We start from the raw sequence: 20,259 nt of genomic DNA on the forward strand, positions 1-20,259 counted from the left end.
CCGAAGGGCCAGATCCTTCATCTTTGCGTGCAGCACCGCTTCCGCAGAGAGTTCCTACTTCCTCCTCTGGTTCACGTTCAGGACACAACTTTCCCGATAGCCGCCAACCCGCCGTCGCAGCGGAGCGCCGTTGATGCGCGAAGCGCTCGATGGCGACGACCTTGAGGCGCGTAGCGGAGACGGCCACAATCGGGCGGCGGGAAAGGAGGACACCCCAGCCCACAAGGCAAACCCCAGCCCAGAGAGGCAACCCCAACCGCAGGAGAACACCCCACCCCCGCCTCTCCATCTCCACCGCCACTACAGAAGCTGTGGACACGGAGCTGGCACGGAGCGGCCACGGAGCTGGCACGGAGCGGCCACGGAGCTGGCACGGAGCGGCCACGAAGCTGGCCCTGAGCGGCCACGGGGCACCATGTCCAGATGCCGACTGTCGAGGGGCCGAATGCCGAGAACCCGAGGTCGAGGGACCGACCGGGGGCGCGCACGACAACGGCCCCGGCGGGACGGATGAACCGTCCGGCCGGGGCCGTTTGGGTGGTGCGTCATCAGGGACTCGAACCCCGGACCCGCTGATTAAGAGTCAGCTGCTCTGCCGACTGAGCTAATGACGCCCGATCACCGCCCGAACCCCCGGAATGCTTCCGGCTCGCTGCGGCAACGGAGATAACTCTACCGGAACTTCGGGGGAGCCTGAGCCATCTTCGGGCTGATGTGCGCCAGAACACCGGACTGGAAAAAGGCGCGCGCGACGCCATGCTGGGCGGACGCGGGAGCGGGGCGGGGGCGCGCACGACAACGGCCCCGGCGGGACGGATGAACCGTCCGGCCGGGGCCGTTTGGGTGGTGCGTCATCAGGGACTCGAACCCCGGACCCGCTGATTAAGAGTCAGCTGCTCTGCCGACTGAGCTAATGACGCCCGATCACCGCCCGAACCCCCGGAATGCTTCCGGCTCGCTGCGGCAACGGAGACAACTCTAGCAGGGCCGCGGGGTGGTCGCGAACCGGTTGTGGGGTCGCCCAGGGGTCGTCCCCGTCACATACCGAACGCCACCCGAAAGGGTCCTTGCGGCCTCCCGGATGGGGTTCATGCAACTTGTCCTATGAGAAGGCCATAACCAGTGCGACGATGATGCCGATGGCGAGGACGACACCGACACCAGCCAGCACTAGCGGCAGGATCGGGCGCCGCGGAGCCACCTCGGGCTCGGGGTTCTCGTCGACGAAACGGCGGAAGTGCTGCGTGGTTCCCGCCGGGTCCTGGTTGGGCTCGTTGTTCTGCGTCATGATCATGACACTAGCGACTCATCAGACCGCTGAGCACCCCCCAAAGCACATCTGGTCGATCTCACGACCGTCCATTGGCGGGACCGGAACCCGGATTTTCCGTTCGGTCCGTATTGTCGCTGTTCCAGGTGTGCGGTCGGTCTCCTCCCGGCTGAAAGCCGCACGTAAGAGCGGTGGCGGAGACTCAGCCCCGGTGGTCGGAGCCCGGTCGGTACTTCCCCGCGGCCGTGCCCGCCCCCAGGGGCCCGGCGCGCAGCACGGCGGCCATCCGGGCCGTGGGCGAGACGCCCTGCGCCGGGTCCACCCTCTCCACCAGCCGAACCAGCTCCGCCGCAGACCGGTCCGGGTGTGTGTCCAGCCAGGCCACCGCCATCCGCAGGGACAGTGGCAGGCAGCCCGCGAGTTCGGAGAGCCGGCGCAGCACATCCGGCGGGCAGCGGTCCGGGCCCAGGAGGGAACCCAGCAGCGAGACCGCATCCTCCTCGGACAGGGCGTCCAGCGGGAGGGCGCGCAGACCGTCCCGCACCAGGAGGTCGGTGAGCCAGTGGCGGCTCGTCACCACCGCCGCGCTTCCCGGACTGCCCGGCAGCAGCGGCCGCACCTGTCGGGCGGTAACGGCATTATCGAGCAGGAACAGCACCCTGCGCCCCGCCATCAGGGAGCGGGCCCGGGCGGCGGCCTCGTCGGGCTCGGCGGAACCGTCGTCCAGGTTCCCGGTGTCCACCGCGTCGGCGGACAGGGAGCGGACGAGACGGTTCAGCACCACGCCGGGTTCGCGCGGGCTGCCGTCCGCGCGGCGCAGGTTGACGTAGATCTGGCCGTCGGGGAAGTGCGTGGCAACCGAGTGCGCCCATCGCGCGGCCAGTGCGCTGCTGCCCGCCCCCGCCGGTCCCCGCACCAGGACGCTGCCGGGGGCCGGTGAGCAGGGATCGACGAGGCGGTCGAGTTCCGACATGGCTTCGGCACGGCCGACCAAGGCGCGGGGCGCCGCAGGCAGCTCGGCGGGGACCAGGGCCTCGGTCGGCCGGGGGCTCTCGCGGACGGCGCAGGGCCGGGTGTCGTGGTGGGCACGCTGCCGGGGGACGAGACCGCCCGGCCCGGTGACGAGCGGCCCGTGGCCGAGGCGGCTGTCCAGGTCACCGCGCAGGATGCCGTGGAAGGTCTCCTGAAGTTCAGCACCGGGGTCCGCGCCCAGGCGCTCGGACAGCACCGAGCGGGTCCGGGCATAGGCGCGCAGGGCTTCGCTCTGTCGACCGGAGCGGTAGAGGGCGATCATCTGGACCCGGATGAGGGGTTCGCGTTCCGGGTGTTCGGCGGCGATGCGTGCGACCCTGGCGGCGACCCGCTCGTGGTCGCCCTTGGCCAGCGCCGCCCCGAACCCCCGCTCCGCCACGCGGAGCAGCTCCTCGTCCAGCACCGCGACGTCCCGTTCGTGCAGGACGGGTGCGACGACGTCGCCCAGGACCGGCCCGCACCAGAGGCCCAGCGCCCGGGAGAGGTGGTCGGCGTGGGTGTCGAGGTCCCCCCGCGCCGCGGCGTGGTCGGCGGCACGGACCAGCCCGCGGAAATGCAGGAGGTCGGACCGGTGCTCTTCGAGGTCGATCCGGTAGCCTCCGTCGGCGCCCTGGATGAGCGGATGTCCCACCTGCTGCTCGAGGAGGGCCCGCGCCCGTGCCACATGGACCTGGAGTGCGCCGCGGGCGGCCTGCCCGCCGGTCTCCCAGACCCGCTCGATGAGGGCGTCGGTGTGGACCGCCTTCCCTGCGTTCAGGAGGAGTGTGGCGAGCAGCGCGCGCCGCCGGTCACCGCGCAAGCGGAGGGGTACGCCGTCGACCTGGACGGTGAAGTGGCCCAGGAGGCAGACGTAGAGGCCCTGGGAGGGGGGTGCGGCGGTCGCCTCGCCCCGTGATTCCTGCGGGTCGAACAGCGACACAGCTCCATCCCCTCTGTGAGGCGGGCACCGGTTCGTCGGGTGGGACGGCGCCGCCCCGCCTTCAAGAGTGCCGCTTGAGCTGGGATCCCGCAATCAGAACGGGGGTACTTGCCGCGCAGGCCGTCCCTTGAAATCCTTGAATCTCCCGGTTTTTCCTGTCGGTGCGTTGACTCTGCACCACGACCGAAAGAAACTTTCCTCCATGGCGCAAATCCCGAAGCCGTCTGGTGACCGCACGGACCGGGGTGACGGCCCTCCGTCACCGGTCCCCACAACGGTTCTCCGGATCAGATCGCTACTCCCCTCACTCGCCCCCGCCGAACAGCGGGTCGCCCAACGGGTCGTCGACGACCCCGAACGAGCCGCTGCCTCCTCCATCACCCAGCTCGCCAAGGACTGTGCGACGTCCGAGGCCACCGTCATCCGGTTCTGCCGCACCATCGACTTCAGCGGATACCGCGAACTGCGCCTGGCCCTGGCCACCGAGGCAGGTCAGGCCAGGGGCGCGCGGACCAACACCCCCGAGCTGGCCAGCGACATCAACCCGGACGACACCCTCGTCACCGTCGTCCAGAAGATCGCCTACACCGATGCGCGCGCCGTGGAGGAGACCGGCGCGGCTTTGGACGTCGAGGTCCTGCACACGGTCATCGGCGCCATGGCCAACGCGCGCAGAATCGACGTGTACGGGGTGGGCGCGAGCGCGTTCGTCGGCGCCGACCTGCAACAGAAGCTGCACCGGATCGGCCTGGCGTCGTTCGCGTGGTCGGACGCGCACGTGATGCTGACCAGCGCGGCACTGTTGGAAAAGGGCGACGTCGCGATCGGTATCTCGCACAGCGGCACGACCATCGACACCGTGCAGGCGCTGTCCGAGGCGGGACGGCGGGGCGCGGAAACCGTGGCGATCACCAACTATCCCCGTTCGTCCATCGGCTTCGCCGACCACGTGCTCACCACCGCGGCGCGGGAGACCATGTTCCGTTCCGGGGCCACGGCCTCGCGGCTGGCCCAGCTCACGGTGGTGGACTGCCTGTTCGTGGGGCTGGCGCAGATCCGCTACACAGACAGCAAGACCGCCTTGGAGACCACCTACGAGGCGGTTCGGGGGCTGCGGCTCAACGACGACCGCAGACGCAGACGGAGCGACCCCGCACGGAGCACCACCGACAGTGACAACGGAAACCACGACTGACCCGCTATGCGCGTCGGCACCGTGGTCCGCTGGGCAACGGCCCGGCGCGACCGGACGGAAGGACGAGCACGGTTGCGGACCGAACAGGAGCAGGAGAGCGCAGTGCGCGGCGGCAGGGAACAGGCCCCCGAAGGCCCGGAGAACGGTGAGGCCGTGATCGTGCGGGCGCCCACCGAGGCCCGTAACTCGGGCACGTACGACATCGACCTGCTTCCGGCGCTGGACATCCTGCGCCAGATCAACGCTGAGGACACCACGGTCGCGGCGGCCGTGAACGCGGTACTGCCGGAGCTGGCCCGTGCGGTGGAGCTGGGCGTGGCCGCCTTGGAAAAGGGTGCGCCCATCCACTACTTCGGTGCGGGCACATCGGGCCGGATCGCGGCCCAGGACGCCGCTGAGCTTCCGCCTACCTACGGCGTCCCCGCCGAGTGGGTGGTGGCCCACCACGCGGGCGGCGGCGACGCGCTCGTGCGGGCCGTGGAGGGGATCGAGGACGACTGGGAGTCCGGCCGAACGGACGCGGCCGCGCTACCCGCGGGGTCACTGGCGGTCGGCCTCGCCGCGAGCGGGCGGACCCCGTACGTGGGCGGGGCGTTGGAGGCGGCCCGTGAGTGTTCGGCCAGCACGGTGCTCATCAGCGCGAACCCCGACGCTCCGCTGGCGCAGAGTGCCGATGTGCACGTGGGGGTGGCGACCGGGGCCGAGGTGATCGCCGGATCGACCCGCATGAAGGCGGGCACGGCCCAGAAGCTGCTGCTGAACGCGTTCTCCACGGCGGTGATGGTGCGCATGGGGCGGACCTACTCGAACCTGATGGTGGGCGTGGACGCCACCAACGGCAAGCTGCGCGGACGGGTGGTGACGATTCTGGTCGAGGCCACCGGTCTGGACGAGGAAGAGTGCGCGGAGGCGCTGACCGCGGCGGACGGCGACACCCGGGTCGCTCTGGTCTCGCTGTTGGCCGAGGTGGACGCCGGACGGGCCGCGCGGGCCCTGGAGAAGGGCCGGGGCCGGGTTCGGGTGGCCCTGAACGAACTGGGGCTGCCCGGTGAAGGGCCGGAAAGCGCCTGAGGGAGCCTTGGGCCGGTTCCCCACCCGTGGGAACCGGCCTGTGGGAACCGGTCCCGCGCTATTCGTCGAGGATCGCCCCGATCAGGCCGATCGGCGGCGAACCCAGTTCCAGCAGGGCGCGGTGGAAGCGCGGCAGAGTGAACTCACTCCCCCACCGTTCCCGGGCGCGCTCGCGCAGCGCCAGGATCTCGAGCTTGCCCCACGTGTACCTTCCGTAGGTGGGGTCGAAGGTCGCCCGCCGGGCCTCGGACAGCGCCGACGGTCCCTGCAGCGGGGTGTCTTCGGAGAACCTTTCCGCCGCTGCCCCGACCGTCATCGTCCCGGTGTGCATACCGATGGCCACGGACAGCCGGGTGACGCGGATCAGTGCCTCCAGCCAGACACCGATCTCGTAGTGGTCGGCCGTCCACTCGGGATCCCCGAGCCGCGCGGCGGCGTACTCGCCGAAGCCCTCCTCCAGGCACATCTCCTCGGCGTAGTGCGCCCAGCCTTCGGCGAAGGTCATGGACTCCAGGGCCCGCCGCACCGGGCTGGCGACCCGGCGAAGCGCGCGTCCGTGTGAGTAGTGGCCGGGCGCCGCCTCGTGGACGCTCACCGCGGGCAGGGTGGTGTGGCTGAACATCTCCAGCCATTCCTCGGCCTCCGCCTCGGACAGCTTCGGGTCGGGCGGAGTGATGTAGTAGAAGGACGGGGTGTCCCGCTCCCACGGCCCGGACCAGACCATCATCGCGGTGGCCCAGCGCATGGCGGGCGGCGGCACGTCGACTCGGCACTCCCCGTCGCTGTAGGGCGCGAGCTGACGCTCCTCGGTGAAGTCGACGGCGATCCGGGTCCACGTTCGGGCGGCTTCGAGGACCCCGTCGGTGTCGGGGTGCCGACGGGTGAGTTCGCGGCTGAACTCCATGGGGTCGCGTCCCGGGGCCAGCCGCTCGGTGGCCTCGGCCAGGTTGGCCCGCAACCGGTCCCGCTCGGTTTCGGCCCGTGCGGCCAGGTCGTCGAGGTCGACCTCCATGGCCTCGCCGATGCCCATCAGCCCGCGGAGCACCTCGGCGCCCAGCTTCGCGCTCTCCGGACCGCTCTCCGCTGCCCTCTCCACGTGCGCGACCAAGCGGGCGTGCGCTTCGAGGGCGTCCCGCCGCACGTCCTCGGGCAGGTCGTCCGGCAACCCTTCCGCCACCCCGACGACCGCGCCGAGGAGGGAGGCCGCGACCGGTGCGGGGATCCGGTCCAGTGCGGCCAGCGCGTTGTCGACCAGAGCCGGCCAGAGCTTCAGGTGCTCGATCCGGGCGGCGGCGCGCTCCGCCTTGGGCGCGTAATCGCGCTCGTAGCCGGAGACATCCATCTGACCCGCGTGGTAGAGCGGGTTCGAGCGGTACAGCTCCAACTCCTCGAACTCGTAACGCAACGCGCTCTCGAAGGCGGAGAGGTGGGCCTCGTCGTGCGCGTCGTCCAGGGGTCGGCCCCCGATCCGGAGGAGCCCGTCGCGCACACCCTCCGGGGAGAGGTCAGCGGCCTTACCGTCGTACTCGTGCATCCCCGAACTCTCACGCATGGACCCGGGCAGGAGGTCTGCGAGGACCCGCAGTCGCGCGGGGAGTTCGTCATGGTGTGGCTGTGCAGGCATGCGGCGACTCTAACCGGCCCGGCCCGACCCTCCGGTCGACCGGCCCGGTAATACGATGGCCCGACTGCCCGCGGTCCGGGACGTTGTCCGCGTCCCGCCCCAGCGAACAGAGGACTCTCGTGATCCCCGCACCCACACGCCACCTGCGCACTTCCTGGTCGTCCGACCCCTTCGCCCTGGGCTCCTACTCCTACCTCCCGCCGAACCCGCTGGGTACCGCCGTCCGCGGTCACCTCGCCGCTCCCGTCGGACGGCTGCACTTCGCCGGCGAGGCGACGTCCGACGAGGCCCCCGCGACCACTGCGGGCGCCCTCCTCAGCGGCCGGCGGGCCGCAGCCGAGGTGCTCCGGACTGCGGGGCAGGGGCAGACCGTCACCGTGGTCGGTGCCGGGTTCGCCGGACTGGCCTGCGCGCGGGCGCTCGCGGACGCGGGTCTGCGGGTCACCGTCCTCGAGGGTCGCCAGCGCACCGGCGGCCGCGTGTGGACCGAGCGGGTCGACGGCATGGCCGCGGACATGGGCGCCTCCTGGATCCACAAACACGAGGGCAACCCGATCACAGAGCTCCTCCAGGCGAGCGGCGGGCGCCGGATCCGCTTCGGCTACGACGAGGTCTTCGGCCAGGACGACGGCGCCTACGAGGAGCTGGAACAGTACACCGAGCGCATGGACCTCGTGCCCGACCCCGACTCCACACCCATCTCAGCGGTGTTCCCCGACAACCCCTCCGCGCGGCTGCTCAACGCCGCCAACGCGGTCTACACCCAGGAGTACGGCGCGGAGCCCCACCAACTCTCGATCACCGCCGACAACGAGGGCGTGGGCGGGCACGGTGACGACCTCCTGCTCCCTGACGGCTACGACCAGCTGGTCGAACAGGCCCGCGGCGGGGTACCGGTACGCCTCGGTGCGGTGGTAACCGCCGTCGAGCACGGCGCCGAGGAGACGATCGCGCGCCTGGCGGACGGAGAGGCGGTTCGGGGCGAGTACTGCGTGGTCACGCTGCCCTTGGGGGTGCTCAAAGCCGGCTCCGTCACCTTCCACCCGGAACTGCCGAGTGAGAAGCGGGCGGCCGTCGAGACGCTGGGCATGGGCCTGTTGGACAAACTGTGGCTGTGGTTCCCCAGCGTCTTCTGGGACCGGGAGGCGCACCTCCTCGAATGGTCCGACCCCGACACCCCCGGCCTGTGGTCCTGGTGGGTGAACGGCCACAAGGCCTTCGGGCAACCGGTCCTGCTCGGCTTCAACGGCGGCGACCACGCGCACCGGCTCGCCGGATACAGCGACCAGGAGGTCGTCGACAGCGCCATGGACGCCCTCCGCCGCATGCACGCCTGAACCCCGGATCGCGGGGAACTCCCGTCCCACCCCGGTCGTCTCCCCCTGTGTGACGACCTCGGACCCCGCCCCCGGCCAGACGCCCGACGACGTTTCCGACGACCGGCCCCGCGGCACTGCCCGCCGTCGGCGCCGACTCGTCCTGTTCGCCGCGGCCACCCTGGTGCTGTTGTGCGCGCCCTTCGTGTGGATCCTGACCGCCACCAGCGAACAGCGCCACGCTGCGGACGAGGTGCCCGACCGGCCCGTGGCCATCGTCCTGGGCGCGGGTGTGCGCCCCGACGGCCTGCCCAGCTACATCCTGGCCCAGCGCTTGGACCTGGCGGTCGAGCTGTACGAGGCGGGCAGTGTCCAGGCGGTCCTGGTGACCGGCGACAACGGTGCCGATCACTACAACGAGACCGACACCATGCACGACTACGTCGTGGCGGCGGGGGTGCCCGAGGACCGGGTGGTCGGCGACTATGCGGGGTTCTCCACCTGGGACTCGTGCGCCCGGGCCAGCGAGATCTTCGGGGTGACCGAGGCGACGGTCCTCACCCAGGAGTTCCACCTTCCCCGCGCGGTGCGCCTGTGCCAGGCCGCGGGGATCGACACGGTGGGCGTAGGCGGCTCCAGCCTGGAGGAACGCGGGTTCGCCACGGTCTACGGGTGGGCCAGGGAGGTCCCCGCCGCGGTGGCGGCACTGCGCACGGTGCTCTTCCAGCCCGACCCGACCCTGCTCGGCGACTACGAGAGCGGCGTGGACGACGCCCTGGCCGGGGCTGCCGAGGACTCCTCAGACCCGGACGGTTCCGGGGAGCCGCGCGACAGCTGACCGGCCAGGGCCGGGACACCTACCGGCCGCCGAACAGGCGGCCGAGGAGACCGGTGGGAACATGCTGCTGGGGCTCCGCGAACTGCTGGGGCTGCGGGGCGGCGGCCTCCGACTCCTCCTCGGCCTCCGGCTCGGGCTCGACGCCGACCAGGGCGCAGAACTCCTCGGCGTTGTCCGGAAGCGACCAGGCGCTGAGCGTCGAGGTGAACTCCTCGTCCTCCCATGCCGAGGCGGGCAGCTCCGCGATGGCCCACAGGACCTTCAGGGTCTCCTCGTCGTAGTCGGCCTGGGCGTGCTCTTCGGCCGAGTACCCCTTGCTGCGGGGGCCGAGGACGATCTCCAGGCCGACCCCGGTGACCAGGGCGCGCGAGTCGTCCTCCCCCTTGATGAGGCCGGGCAGGATGTCCAGGCGCAGGCGGCGGGCGCGGTCACCGGCGCGTCCCAGCGCCAGGAAGCCCAGGACCTGCGGGGAACGGCTGCCGCAGTGCGGCCACGACTCGTTGAACAGGCCTTCGTAGCCCACGGACGTGCCGCCGCCGCGGCCGATCCGGCGCAGACCCTCGCGCGGGGTGTTCTCGCCGTGGATCAGGACCGCGGCGACCGAGGCGGCGAAGGAGTTGTAGAGGTTGCCGCCGGCCATCTGGTGGGTGAGGCCGATGGTGGTGTCGACGTCACTGGGGTCGGCGACCAGTCCGAGGGCGAACAGTTCGGCGGGCAGCGGATCACCGTTGTCCGTCGCCTGGTTCATCGCCTCGCGCATGGTGGTGGGTGCCTTGGGCGCGGGGCGCAGGTCCTTGGCGAGAAGCATCTGGGAGGCGCCGGTAATCTCGGCGGCGATGCGCTCGGCGTCCGCGGTCAGGAAGCCCAGCAGGTAGCTGACCCACTCCCCCGCGCGGTCCAGGCCGCCCCGGTTGGCGCCGCCCTTGAGCAGGGTGAGGAGGTCGGGAACCCGGGCGATCACCGCCTCGTAGGTGTCCAGCTCGGCTTGGATCAGCTCGGCGCCGTCGTCGGACTCCATGACGGCGAGGCGGTTGCGCATCCGGAGGTACTGCTGCTCGTCTGGCGCCTCCTCCAACCAGGTGCGGTACTGCGCCCGGACCTTCTCCGCGTCGTTCGCGCCGACCCAGGCCACTTCGTCGCGCCACTGGCCGAGGTCGCGCTGCTGTGGGAAGCGGTCCTCCGCGTGCGCGCTGACCAGCTCGAGCAGGAGGCTGAGCGGACGCCAGCGGTCGGACGGCGGGGTCTCCTCCGCGGTCGCGATGTCGATCAAGCGGCCAGCGGCCTTGGGCGCCGCCCGGTGGCCCGGCGCGGGGAAGTGGATGATGTCGTGGAGGTCGGACACGGCACTGTCACTGGACGCGACCTGTTCGAGCAGCTGAGGGATGCGGTCCCCGCCTTCGGGGGCCAGAGCTGCCCAGTCCACGTTCTCCGTGTTGTCTTTGTCTTCGTTTCCCGTCGCGTTCATGGGGCGATTATCCCCGCTATGCGCCGCTGCGCGAATCGGCCTCCGGGTCGTCCTTGTCACGGGCCCGCCGGGAACGGTCAGGGCTCCTGTGGGTCCCTCGGGTCGGGGCGGCCGTCCTGGGCAGGAGCAGGCCGCAGGAGGGCGTCGCGCAGTGCTTTGGCGGCGGCCGGGACCTCCCGTGCGTAGCCGATCGCGGTGGACCGGCGGCGGGCGCCGAGGCTGCGGTCGCCCACACCCACGGCGTCGATGCCCGCGGCGCGGGCCAGGGCGATGGTCCGGGGCAGGTGGAAGGACTGCGTGACCATGACCGCCGCGTCCACCCCGTAGAATCCCCGGACCCGCACACAGGTGTCCCAGGTGCGGAAGCCGTACGGGTCCGCCTCGACCAGGCCTGCGGGGACGCCGTGCTCCACGAGGTAGTCGGTCATCGTGTCGGTCTCACGGCGGGAGACCTCGCGGTTGTCACCGGAGACGACGACGCGCTCGACCTTTCCCGCCGCTACCAGCTCCACGGCCAGGTCCAAGCGGCGGGCGAGCAGCGGGGAGGGGCCGTCGCGCCAGGCGGCAGCGCCGAGCACCACCGCTGCGGGCCGGGATGCGACGGAGTCGACGGTTCCGCGGCGGCCCGCACTGGCGAGGCGGGTCCAGGTATAGGGTCCTGCCGCCAAGGCGCACACACCCGCTCCGATCACCGCGATCCAGATTCCCAAAGCCCCGTGTCCTCCCGCTTTCTCGCACGGCCCCTGCGGCGTGCCCCACCATCATGGCGTACGGCGGAGGCAGGCGGGTCGGCCCTCCGCTCCCCTGCGCGGGGCGGGAGGGGTGGTGCCCCGTGGGCCCGGGCACCGGTACGCGTACGGGCCCGGCGCCGGTACCTCAGCCGAAGATGCCGGCCCAGCCGCCGGACTTCTTGTGGCGCACCCGGAGGCTGCCGCCCTGGCAGGCACCGGTGATGACGAAGTGGGGGGCGTTGGCCTTGCGGATGGAGTCGATGTCGGAGCGCAGCGTGCCGAACCAGGAGGCGTCGACATCGACCTCGGCGGTGGCGTCCTCCGGCAGGATCAGGTCGGCGCCGCCCCAGGAGGTGTCCACCCACACCTCGATCACGGGGGTGGTGAGCCGGGCCTGGCGGAAGTCGAGCCTGGTGCTGCCGAAGCGGGCGTCGACCTCGACGCGGTGGGGGACGGTCCACTCCCCCCTGCGGACCACGGGGCTGCCTTTGGCCTTGATGACCAGGGGCTGGCCACCCGCGACGGGGTTGTGGGGCACAGGTGAGACCGTGCCGCGCCCGCCCGCGGCCCCGGAGGCCGAGCCTCCGAACCCTCCGGCGCCGGCGGGAAGGTCGGCCACGATGGGTTCCAGGTCCGCGTAGGTCTTGGCCGCGTAGACGGCGGTGAGGCGGTCGTCGAGTTCGTCGAGGTCGAGGCGTCCCTCGCCCGCCGCCTCACGCAGGATCTCGGCGACCTGGTCACGCTCGGTGTCCGAGATGCGCATCCGGCTCATGTCATTGGGGGCCACGTGCTCGTCCCGCTCCTTCCGCCCTGTTTGTCACACCCACGTTAGAGCATGCGGGGTGGCTCACACAGCGGCTGGGAGAGGGAAGACGAAGGTTGCCGAAGCTGTCGCGCTTTGGACGGGAGGGGGACTGGGTAACGCTTCTCTAGGGTGGTTGAGGACTCTGCCGGGGTAGGACGGACCCCGGCAGAGTCCTGAACCACGCGTGTACCTCCCCCAGGTAGGTACACGATCCCCCAATGCCCAACGCCCTGCACAGAGCGTGTCCACATCCGGCCAGAACGTCAGCCCGGCGCGGACTGGGTTTCGGTCTCACCCGACCCATCTCCCAAGTTCGCCCCCGGCTCCCCAGCAACCCCGGTCGAACCACTCGAACCAGGGGGATGGCTGCCAGTTCCCCCACTTTCGGTCGGATACCTAAACCATGTTTCGGACCTTGGGCGTCGGGACAGAACCGCAGGTCGCGCAGCTACCGCCCCCGCCGCACGAAAAACGCGGGAAACCTCTTCGAACACCCCTCCGGAAAGACCGCTTCGAGCTGCATAGACACAGCTCGAAACACAACCAGGCCACCTGTCGGCAATCGCCCCCTGAGCTGCGTTTGCCCAAATTCCGCCGGGAGCATGTTTCCAGTGCAAGCGAAGCCCAGCCGGCTTCCCCGAACACGACACCATCCGCTCCGACCACCCACGGAAAAGCCGCCATCAGGTCGAAGACCGGAGGAACCCACGACGTGTCCGCCCTCGCGATCGCCCCGACGTTTCTCAGCGACTTCACCCGCCTCACGCCCGACGTCCAGCTCGACACCCTGGCCGTGATGCGCGCCTACCAAGCCGGTGACCACACCGGGCTGGAGGCCGTCGCGGGCGCCGCCGACCCCCGGGTCCGGGTCGTCAGCATCGCCCCCGACTGGTCCGGCGTCGTCGTCCCCAGCCCCGAAGCCGACCCCGATCAGGACGGGGAGACCGGTACCGGGGAGAACAGTGCCGAGGATCCGCCCTACCGTCTGCTCACCGTGCGGCCGCACGCCGAAGCCGTTCGCTACGCCCAGAACCTGCGTCCGGACACCCTGACCGACATCTTGGCCGGACCACTGGCCGGGGCGGGCCACGGCCACGCCGACCCCACACCCGCCGGGCCGCCCGAACTCGCCGGCGCGCTCAACTCGCCCTTCGCCCAGTGGCAGATCACCCTGCACCCGGACCAGTACCGAGTGGTCGAAGCGCACTTCAACGGCTCCGTCCAGGTCACCGGCGGCCCCGGCACCGGCAAGACCGTGATGGCCCTCTACCGGGCCGCACACCTGGCCGAGCTGGACGCCGCGGCCCACCCCGAGGACACCGCCGAGTCCGTCCTCCTCACCACCTTCAACCGCGGCCTGGCCCAGTCCCTGGCCGACCGCCTCGACCAGCTGCTACCCGACCCCGGCACGCGCTCCCGGGTCCGGGTGGCCACCATCGACAGCCTCGCCAGGTCGGTCGTCCAGGCGCACTCCAGCATGGCCCCGCGCATGGCGGGCAAGGACGAGCTGGCCCAGCGCTGGCGCGCGGTCGCCCTCGCCGACGGCCTGCCCTTCTCCGGGCGCTTCCTCGTCGACGAATGGGAACAGGTGATCCTGGCCAAGGGCCTGGACATGCTGCCCGACTACATCCGGTGCGAGCGCAGCGGCCGCGTCCAACACCTGGCGCCCGAACACCGGCGACAGGTGTGGGAGACGGTTCGGCGCTACGTGGGCGCGATGCGGGTGGAGGGCCTGTGGTCCTATCCGCAGCTGGCCGGTGAGGCGGCCCGTCTGCTGTCGCGCTCCGGCCCGCGGTACCGGCACGTCGTGGTCGACGAGGCCCAGGACCTGCACCCGGCGCAGTGGCGGATGCTGCGTGCTGCCGTACCGGAGGGCCCCGACGACCTGTTCATCGTGGGCGACCCGCACCAGCGGGTGTCCGACAACCGGGTGTCCCTGGCTTCGCTGGGCATCAACGTGCGCGGCCGGGGCCACCGGCTGCGGGTGAGTTACCGGGTGACCCAGGAGATCCTGGACTGGAGTATGCCGATCCTGGGGCGGCGGGCCGCTCTGGGGATGGACGACGATGCCGACACCCTGGCGGGATTCCGTTCGCTGCTGCGCGGTCCGGTACCGGTCGTGCGCGGCTGTGACAGCCGCGCCGAGGAGCTCACCGCGCTGGGCGAGTGGGTTCGGGTGTGGTTGGAGGCCGGGGTGAACCCGAGCGAGATCGCGGTCGCCGGACGCAACCACTGGGTGGTGCGCGGCCTCGCGAAGGAGTTGGAGGCGCGCGGTGTGGCCACCACGCCGTTGGAGGGTGCCGGTGGCACCTCGGCGGTCCGGGTCGGCACGATGCACCGGATGAAGGGACAGGAGTTCCGCTGTGTGGCGTTGGTCGGGGTGAGCGACCACCTGCTCCCGCCCAAGGCGGCCCTTGAGGCGGCCGACGGCGACCAGGTGGCGCTGGAGCACGCCTACCAGCAGGAGCGGACGCTGTTGTTCGTAGCCTGCACCCGCGCCCGGGACGCGCTGTACGTCTCACACGTGGGTCGGCCGAGCCGCCTGATCGCGGAGCGCTGACCGCAGCAGTGCCGCCTCCTTAGGGCTGGCCACGGCAACGGGGGCGCCGCTGGGTGTGCGGCGCCCCCGTCCGGTGTCTCTGTGCCCTCCCCTCGGGTTCGCCGGGGAGGGCGGGAAAGCGCTAAGCGCCCCCGTTGTGCTGGGCGTTGAGGTTCGGGATGGTCATGGACTCGGTGGAGCCGAGCGGGCTGCTCACGTCGACGTCGGTCACGATCATGAACGGGAGCAGGAGCGGGGGCGGGAAGTCCGGGGTGAAGGTCAGCGGGATACCCAGGATCCGCACGTGCATGCGGGTGACATGGAGCTCCACGTCACCGGTCATGTTCATGGTGGGCAGTTGGAGGGACATCCGGGATCCGGCGTCCTCGAACCACAGTTCACCGCCGCTGAGATCGCTGCTGCTCATGGTGAGCCGGATGTAGCGCTCAGGGCCGTCCGTCGTCGGGCACTCCACCACGCCCTCGTAGCGGGCTCCGCGCATCGTGAGCCGGTCCGCGGTGAGACCGGACTCCCGTACCGAACCGGTGAAGCAGTTGTAGTCGGAGTCGACCGGGACGTCCGGCAGTTCGCCTTCCTCCTCGGCGTCCTGACAAGCCAGGACCGCGGCGAGGAACTCCTCCTCGTCCTCGATCTGGGCGGCGTCGCCGATGCGGTACTCGCACTCCTCGAGGCTCTCCAGATCGTCCTCGTCGACGCTCTCCTCGTCCTCTTCCCCCTCGTCGTCCTCGTCGTCTTCCTCTTCGTCACCCTCGTCCGGGTCGGTCTCGTCCGGATCGGTCTCGCCCGGGTCGGTGTCGTCGGAGGCATCGTCAGAGGGTTCCTCGGACGGCGCCTCCTCCGACTGCTCCTCGTCATCGCCGGGCCGGAACCAGTCCCAGGGCCAGCCCAGGGCGGGGGCGGGTGCCGAGGCGATGGTGACGACCGCCGCGAGCGGCAGGGCAAGGACGGCGAGGGGCCGTGGCCCCCTGCGCGGGTCCTTGACGGGCTCGCCCTGGTCGGCCTCGCCCCTGTCGGCCCCGGATCCGTCGGCGTCGGCGGGTGCCTCTGTGCGGGTGCCGGGGCCGTCCCCGGCGGAGGTGTCGCTGTCCTTCTCCTCAGCGTCCTCGGTGGCTTCGGCGGTCTCGGGCGTGTCCGGCGCCGCCCCGCGGCGCTTTCGTGAGCGCCGCTGGACGTTGGGCGCCCACGCGAAGACGAGCGAGCCGCCGACGATGCCGAGCAGCATCCCGATGGCGAACCCGCCGAAGTTGGACGTCACGAACGACACCAGCGCGAGCATGATCCCGACGATGCCGAAGAACACGTGCTGTGCGGGCTGGAGCCAGCTCAGCACGCCGAGGGTGATCAGCAGGACCGCGATCAGGGTGCCGGACACCCCGGCGATACCCGCGTAGATGATCAGGTCGATCGGCAGGATCAGGCTCTGCGCGGCCGGCGCGACCAGCAGCTCGATTCCGGCAACGATGAGGAGGAAGCCGCCCCAGAACGGACGGGTCCGACGCCAGTTGCGGAACCATCCCCATCCCGAGCGGGCCGAGGTCAGTGCGTGGGCCATGGGATCAGAAGCACTCGTGGTTGCCCGGCCTGATCGCCAGGTTCAGTCCGGACAGGCGCAGGGAGCCCGAGGTGACCGCCCAAGAGGTCAGCTGCTTGTCGGTCACAGTGATGGAGTCGGACTGAAGCCCGAAACCACCCTCGGGACCCTGACCGTTTTCCGCCTTGTCCAGGGTGCTGGCGTCGCGGCCGATCTCGATGTCGCTGAAGGCGGCGTCACCCTGGAGCTGCTCGATGTCGATGACCATGTTGGTGCCCTCGACCGGGGAGTTCTCACCGGCGTTGATCACGAGGGTGGCCTCACCGATGGGCAGGTCCCACAGGGAGGACATGCACAGGTTGTCGAGTTCGGCACTGTCGATGGTGGAGAGGCCCACCGCTCGACTGGATCCGTCCACGGAGTCGGCGACATCGCCGTACTGCGTGAACCCCTGCCCCTCAAGGCGGTCAGCGGACATCTTGAAGCTGTCGCCGGAGACCGCGAAGGAGGCTGCGAGAAGGCCCTGCGTGGTCATGCCGCCGAGAACCGCGGCCGCCACGAATCCTGGGACCGCGACGAGGGCGAACTTGCGCCAGCGTGTTCCACCACTGCCTTCGTGCTGCTCAGGCGCATCCTGAGACGCCGCGGGCACCTCATCGGAAGCCTTGGGCATGTGTACCTCCAGTGTTCCGTCGCCGGGGGGCGACGAGGGGGGAACGAAACTTGCGCCGACGCACGCCACGCGTGTTACATGGAACACACCTTACTCGGCGGTAGTGTCGAACATTACAATATGAAATGTCACATTTCTAGATGGCGCATTCATCGTTGCGGACTCGTATCCGGCGCATTACGGGCAACCGCTTCTGACCTGGAGAGAGAGCCTCACCATGGCCCCTGAGCGCACAAGAGACACCGCCACCGACAGAGCCAGCACCTCCCCCGGTCAAGCCGGGAGCTCCCCCGACCAGGACGGATTCGACTACGACGTCCTGGTTGTGGGTTCCGGCTTCGGCGGTTCGGTCAGCGCCCTTCGCCTCACCGAGAAGGGGTACCGCGTCGGCGTCCTCGAAGCTGGCCGACGATTCACGCCCGAAACCCTGCCGTCATCCTCCTGGGACGTCAAGAACTTCCTCTGGGCCCCGCAGGCGGGCATGTACGGCATCCAGCGCATCCACCTGCTCCGCGACGTCATGATCCTGGCCGGGGCGGGCGTCGGCGGCGGCTCCCTCAACTACGCGAACACGCTCTACCACCCGATGGACGCGTTCTTCGAGGACCAGCAGTGGAAGCACATCACCGACTGGAAGTCGGAGCTCGCCCCCTTCTACGACCAGGCCCACCGCATGCTCGGTGTACGCACCAACCCCACCGTCACCCCCTCCGACGTCCACCTGCGGGCGGTCGCCGAGGACATGGGCGTCGGGGACACCTTCCGGTTGACCCCGGTCGGCGTGTGCTTCGGTGACGGCGCCGACGGCGACGGCAGCAAGGCCCCGCCCGGGCAGTCCGTCGGCGACCCCTACTTCGGCGGCGCGGGCCCCGACCGCAAGGCCTGCACGGAGTGCGGCGAGTGCATGACCGGGTGCCGACACGGCGCCAAGAACACCCTCACCGAGAACTACCTGTACTTCGCGGAGCGTGGCGGCGCCGAAGTACACCCCCTGACCACGGTCGAGCGGCTGCGGGAACTGCCCGAGGCCAAGGGCGGCGGTTTCGCGGTCGACACCCTCCGGACCGACGCCCCCCGGCGCAAGGCGAACGCCCGCACGTTCACCGCGCGCGAGGTGGTGGTCGCGGCGGGGACCTACAACACCCAGAGCCTGCTGCACCGGATGCGCGACAACGGGATGCTCCCCCGGCTCTCCGCGCAGCTGGGCACGCTCACCCGCACCAACTCCGAGGCCCTCGTCGGCGCGATGAGCAAGCAGGTCCCACCGCCCGAGGACCTCACCCACGGCGTGGCGATCACGTCCTCCATCCACCCCAACGACAACACGCACATCGAACCGGTCCGGTACGGCAAGGGTTCCAACGCGATGGGGCTGCTCACCGCGATCCAGGTACCGGGCGGCGGTCGGATCCCCCGGTGGCTGCGCTTCCTCGGCCTGGCCGCGCGGCACCCGTACGTGTTCATGCGCAGCTTCTCGAACCGGCGCTGGTCCGAGCGGATCATCATCGGACTGGTCATGCAGTCCCTGGACAACTCCCTGACCACCTCGGTCAAGCGGGGGCTGTTCGGCGGGAAGAAGCTCACGTCCCGCCAGGGCCACGGCGAGCCCAACCCCACCTGGATCCCCGAGGGCCAGGAGGCGGCCACCCGCCTCGCCGAACGGATCGACGGTTACCCGGGCGGAACGGTCGGCGACATCTTCAACATCCCGATGACCGCGCACTTCCTGGGCGGCTGCCCGATCGGCGACAGCGCCGAGAACGGTGTGATCGACCCCTACCACCGGCTGTACGGGCATCCCGGGCTGCACGTGGTGGACGGCTCCGCGGTCACCGCGAACCTGGGGGTCAACCCGTCCCTGACCATCACGGCGCAGGCCGAGCGTGCGATGTCCCTGTGGCCGAACAAGGGCGAGGAGGATGCACGTCCCACGCAGGGGGAGGCGTACCAGCGCGTCACCCCGGTCTTTCCCAAGCACCCGGCGGTCCCGCGCGGCGCCTTCGCCGAACTGCGCTTCACGAAGTCCCTGCCGCTGTCGGTGGTCGACTCCACGGCCCCGTCCGGAGACGAGGTCGTCGAGCGGGTTGAGGAGAAGGCCGCGGAAGTCGACCAGGCCAAGCAGGAGGCGGAGACCACCACGGACGAGCCGAAGGCCTAGGTGCGCTGACCTCGGAGAGGTGAGGAACAGCCCGACCGCACAGGGCCCGGACGACCGTACCTGCACGTCCGGGCCCTTGGTTCGCTGTCAGGGGGTTCTGGAAGTTCGTGGCTGCCGGCCTTGAATGCTGAGGGTCTCCGGGGGCTGGGGGTTGGGGCTGCGGGGGTTCAAAGGTCACGGGCTCAGGAGAGGTTCGGGAGACCGTCCGCGTCCTGGCCTCCGGCGCTGCGGGCCGCCTGCTCCTCGGCCTTCAGGTGCTCCATGGCTTCGGCGAAGTGGTCGCCCATGACGTTGGTGAGGTGGTGCGCCATCTCCTGGGCCAGGACGGCGTCCACGGCCTGCTGGGCCAGTGGGCGCACGCGCCGGATCAGTTGGGCGATTTCGTCGACGTCCTCGGCACGTATCACGGTGCCCGGGGCGTGCTCGTGGATGATGTGGTCGGAGACCAGGCGGACCATGTGCTCGGAGACGTCGCCGACCTTGGCGCGGAGGTTCTCCGCTATGTCGAGCACCGAGCTCACACTCATCCCGAGTTTGACCAGCTCGGCCCCGGCGTGCAGCAGGCGGGGGCTGGGAACGCGGAAGCGCAGGCCGTCCCGCTCCAGTATGCGGAGTTCGAGGGATCGCTTTATCGTCCTCGGGGTGACCCCCTTGCCGAACAACTCCCTCAGCTCGCCGAGGCTGATGTAGTCGGCGATCTCATCGCTCCAGGCGTCTCCGACAGCCGACTCGAAGCCGAGGATCTCCGACAGGTCGCCGCCGCGCTCCCACACCTGGAACATCTCGCCGATGTTGGCGAACGTGTAGCCCCGGCGCAGTAGCTGGCCGATCAGCCGCAGACGCGCCAGATGTGCCTCGGAGTAGATGCCCACCCGGCCTTGGCGCCGGGGCGGGGCGAGAAGCCCCCGGTCCTGATACACCCGGACGTTGCGCACCGTCGTGTCGGCGAGCCGGGCGAGTTCGTCAATGCGGTATTCGGCCATGGCACCAGCCTAGAGACCCGTAAGAGTCGTACTCATCAGTAAATCGTGCCCCTCCGTGCAGTTGAACCATGTCAACAGACATTGTAAC

At 70.5% G+C, this 20,259-nt stretch carries 15 protein-coding genes and 2 tRNA genes; 6 read left to right on the forward strand and 11 right to left on the reverse strand.

The genetic code is table 11. The features are described 5' to 3' along the window. Positions 1 to 538: 538 nt before the first annotated feature. The 4 genes from ACYVDG_RS30125 to ACYVDG_RS30140 form a co-directional block, all read right to left on the reverse strand. Positions 539 to 614 (reverse strand) — tRNA-Lys (locus ACYVDG_RS30125). A 230-nt stretch (positions 615 to 844) separates the two neighbouring features. After that, positions 845 to 920, reverse strand: a tRNA-Lys gene (locus ACYVDG_RS30130). 182 nt (positions 921 to 1,102) lie between these two features. After that, on the reverse strand, positions 1,103 to 1,288 hold the full coding sequence (locus ACYVDG_RS30135; RefSeq protein ID WP_460762268.1) for a hypothetical protein: 186 nt from the start codon (positions 1,286 to 1,288) through the stop codon (positions 1,103 to 1,105). Between the two features lie 184 nt (positions 1,289 to 1,472). Further along, positions 1,473 to 3,221 (reverse strand): AfsR/SARP family transcriptional regulator, encoded by a 1,749-nt coding sequence (locus ACYVDG_RS30140; protein ID WP_460762271.1) that lies wholly within the window; start codon positions 3,219 to 3,221, stop codon positions 1,473 to 1,475. A 202-nt stretch (positions 3,222 to 3,423) separates the two neighbouring features. Between ACYVDG_RS30140 and ACYVDG_RS30145 the strand changes: the two genes are divergently transcribed. Together ACYVDG_RS30145 and ACYVDG_RS30150 are read left to right on the forward strand one after the other, a co-directional pair. Continuing rightward, the gene (locus ACYVDG_RS30145; protein WP_460762275.1) at positions 3,424 to 4,416 is read left to right on the forward strand and encodes a MurR/RpiR family transcriptional regulator; all 993 of its coding nucleotides are present in this window, start codon (positions 3,424 to 3,426) and stop codon (positions 4,414 to 4,416) included. 72 nt (positions 4,417 to 4,488) lie between these two features. Then, complete coding sequence (locus tag ACYVDG_RS30150; RefSeq protein ID WP_460762279.1) at positions 4,489 to 5,487, forward strand: N-acetylmuramic acid 6-phosphate etherase; 999 nt, start codon at positions 4,489 to 4,491, stop codon at positions 5,485 to 5,487. A 58-nt stretch (positions 5,488 to 5,545) separates the two neighbouring features. On the opposite strand, the gene ACYVDG_RS30155 is transcribed toward ACYVDG_RS30150, so the two are convergent. Then, positions 5,546 to 7,111: a DUF885 family protein gene (locus ACYVDG_RS30155; RefSeq protein WP_460762282.1), complete on the reverse strand. Its 1,566-nt coding sequence runs from the start codon at positions 7,109 to 7,111 to the stop codon at positions 5,546 to 5,548. Positions 7,112 to 7,230: 119 nt separating this feature from the next. Between ACYVDG_RS30155 and ACYVDG_RS30160 the strand changes: the two genes are divergently transcribed. Both ACYVDG_RS30160 and ACYVDG_RS30165 read left to right on the forward strand, forming a co-directional pair. Then, positions 7,231 to 8,448, forward strand: coding sequence for a flavin monoamine oxidase family protein (locus ACYVDG_RS30160; RefSeq protein WP_460762286.1), 1,218 nt, complete (start codon positions 7,231 to 7,233; stop codon positions 8,446 to 8,448). 49 nt (positions 8,449 to 8,497) lie between these two features. Continuing rightward, positions 8,498 to 9,265 (forward strand): SanA/YdcF family protein, encoded by a 768-nt coding sequence (locus tag ACYVDG_RS30165; protein ID WP_460762291.1) that lies wholly within the window; start codon positions 8,498 to 8,500, stop codon positions 9,263 to 9,265. A gap of 19 nt (positions 9,266 to 9,284) precedes the next feature. On the opposite strand, the gene ACYVDG_RS30170 is transcribed toward ACYVDG_RS30165, so the two are convergent. The 3 genes from ACYVDG_RS30170 to ACYVDG_RS30180 all read right to left on the reverse strand — a co-directional run bounded on the left by ACYVDG_RS30170 (position 9,285) and on the right by ACYVDG_RS30180 (position 12,248). After that, positions 9,285 to 10,730 (reverse strand): hypothetical protein, encoded by a 1,446-nt coding sequence (locus ACYVDG_RS30170; protein ID WP_460762294.1) that lies wholly within the window; start codon positions 10,728 to 10,730, stop codon positions 9,285 to 9,287. A gap of 77 nt (positions 10,731 to 10,807) precedes the next feature. Further along, positions 10,808 to 11,440, reverse strand: a complete 633-nt coding sequence (locus tag ACYVDG_RS30175) for a SanA/YdcF family protein (protein ID WP_460762299.1) — start codon at positions 11,438 to 11,440, stop codon at positions 10,808 to 10,810. A gap of 166 nt (positions 11,441 to 11,606) precedes the next feature. Continuing rightward, the gene (locus ACYVDG_RS30180; RefSeq protein ID WP_460762302.1) at positions 11,607 to 12,248 is read right to left on the reverse strand and encodes a DUF1707 SHOCT-like domain-containing protein; all 642 of its coding nucleotides are present in this window, start codon (positions 12,246 to 12,248) and stop codon (positions 11,607 to 11,609) included. Positions 12,249 to 12,978: 730 nt separating this feature from the next. Here ACYVDG_RS30180 and ACYVDG_RS30185 point away from each other — a divergent pair. Beyond that, a complete protein-coding gene (locus ACYVDG_RS30185; protein ID WP_460762306.1) occupies positions 12,979 to 14,826 on the forward strand; it encodes a UvrD-helicase domain-containing protein in 1,848 nt (615 codons plus the stop codon). 121 nt (positions 14,827 to 14,947) lie between these two features. Here the strand turns inward: ACYVDG_RS30185 and ACYVDG_RS30190 are convergent, their stop codons facing one another. Then, on the reverse strand, positions 14,948 to 16,378 hold the full coding sequence (locus tag ACYVDG_RS30190; RefSeq protein ID WP_460762310.1) for a DUF6114 domain-containing protein: 1,431 nt from the start codon (positions 16,376 to 16,378) through the stop codon (positions 14,948 to 14,950). A 4-nt stretch (positions 16,379 to 16,382) separates the two neighbouring features. After that, entirely contained in the window at positions 16,383 to 17,030 is a 648-nt protein-coding gene (locus tag ACYVDG_RS30195) for a DUF6230 family protein (protein ID WP_460762315.1), read from the reverse strand. Positions 17,031 to 17,247: 217 nt separating this feature from the next. Here ACYVDG_RS30195 and ACYVDG_RS30200 point away from each other — a divergent pair, with 217 nt between their 5' ends. Then, positions 17,248 to 19,188 (forward strand): GMC oxidoreductase, encoded by a 1,941-nt coding sequence (locus ACYVDG_RS30200; RefSeq protein WP_460762320.1) that lies wholly within the window; start codon positions 17,248 to 17,250, stop codon positions 19,186 to 19,188. A gap of 182 nt (positions 19,189 to 19,370) precedes the next feature. Here the strand turns inward: ACYVDG_RS30200 and ACYVDG_RS30205 are convergent, their stop codons facing one another. Beyond that, complete coding sequence (locus ACYVDG_RS30205) at positions 19,371 to 20,171, reverse strand: MerR family transcriptional regulator (RefSeq protein ID WP_460762324.1); 801 nt, start codon at positions 20,169 to 20,171, stop codon at positions 19,371 to 19,373. Between the last annotated feature and the right edge of the window lie 88 nt (positions 20,172 to 20,259).

It is taken from the genome of Nocardiopsis oceani, from assembly GCF_054777395.1.

What these genes read in the sequence shown, in the direction of transcription:
- ACYVDG_RS30135 (WP_460762268.1), bottom strand. Translation starts at nt 1,288, where the DNA reads ATGACGCAGAACAACGAGCCCAACCAGGACCCGGCGGGAACCACGCAG.
- ACYVDG_RS30205 (WP_460762324.1), bottom strand. Translation starts at nt 20,171, where the DNA reads ATGGCCGAATACCGCATTGACGAACTCGCCCGGCTCGCCGACACGACG.
- ACYVDG_RS30145 (WP_460762275.1), top strand. Translation starts at nt 3,424, where the DNA reads ATGGCGCAAATCCCGAAGCCGTCTGGTGACCGCACGGACCGGGGTGAC.
- ACYVDG_RS30200 (WP_460762320.1), top strand. Translation starts at nt 17,248, where the DNA reads ATGGCCCCTGAGCGCACAAGAGACACCGCCACCGACAGAGCCAGCACC.
- ACYVDG_RS30155 (WP_460762282.1), bottom strand. Translation starts at nt 7,111, where the DNA reads ATGCCTGCACAGCCACACCATGACGAACTCCCCGCGCGACTGCGGGTC.
- ACYVDG_RS30190 (WP_460762310.1), bottom strand. Translation starts at nt 16,378, where the DNA reads ATGGCCCACGCACTGACCTCGGCCCGCTCGGGATGGGGATGGTTCCGC.
- ACYVDG_RS30170 (WP_460762294.1), bottom strand. Translation starts at nt 10,730, where the DNA reads ATGAACGCGACGGGAAACGAAGACAAAGACAACACGGAGAACGTGGAC.
- ACYVDG_RS30195 (WP_460762315.1), bottom strand. Translation starts at nt 17,030, where the DNA reads ATGCCCAAGGCTTCCGATGAGGTGCCCGCGGCGTCTCAGGATGCGCCT.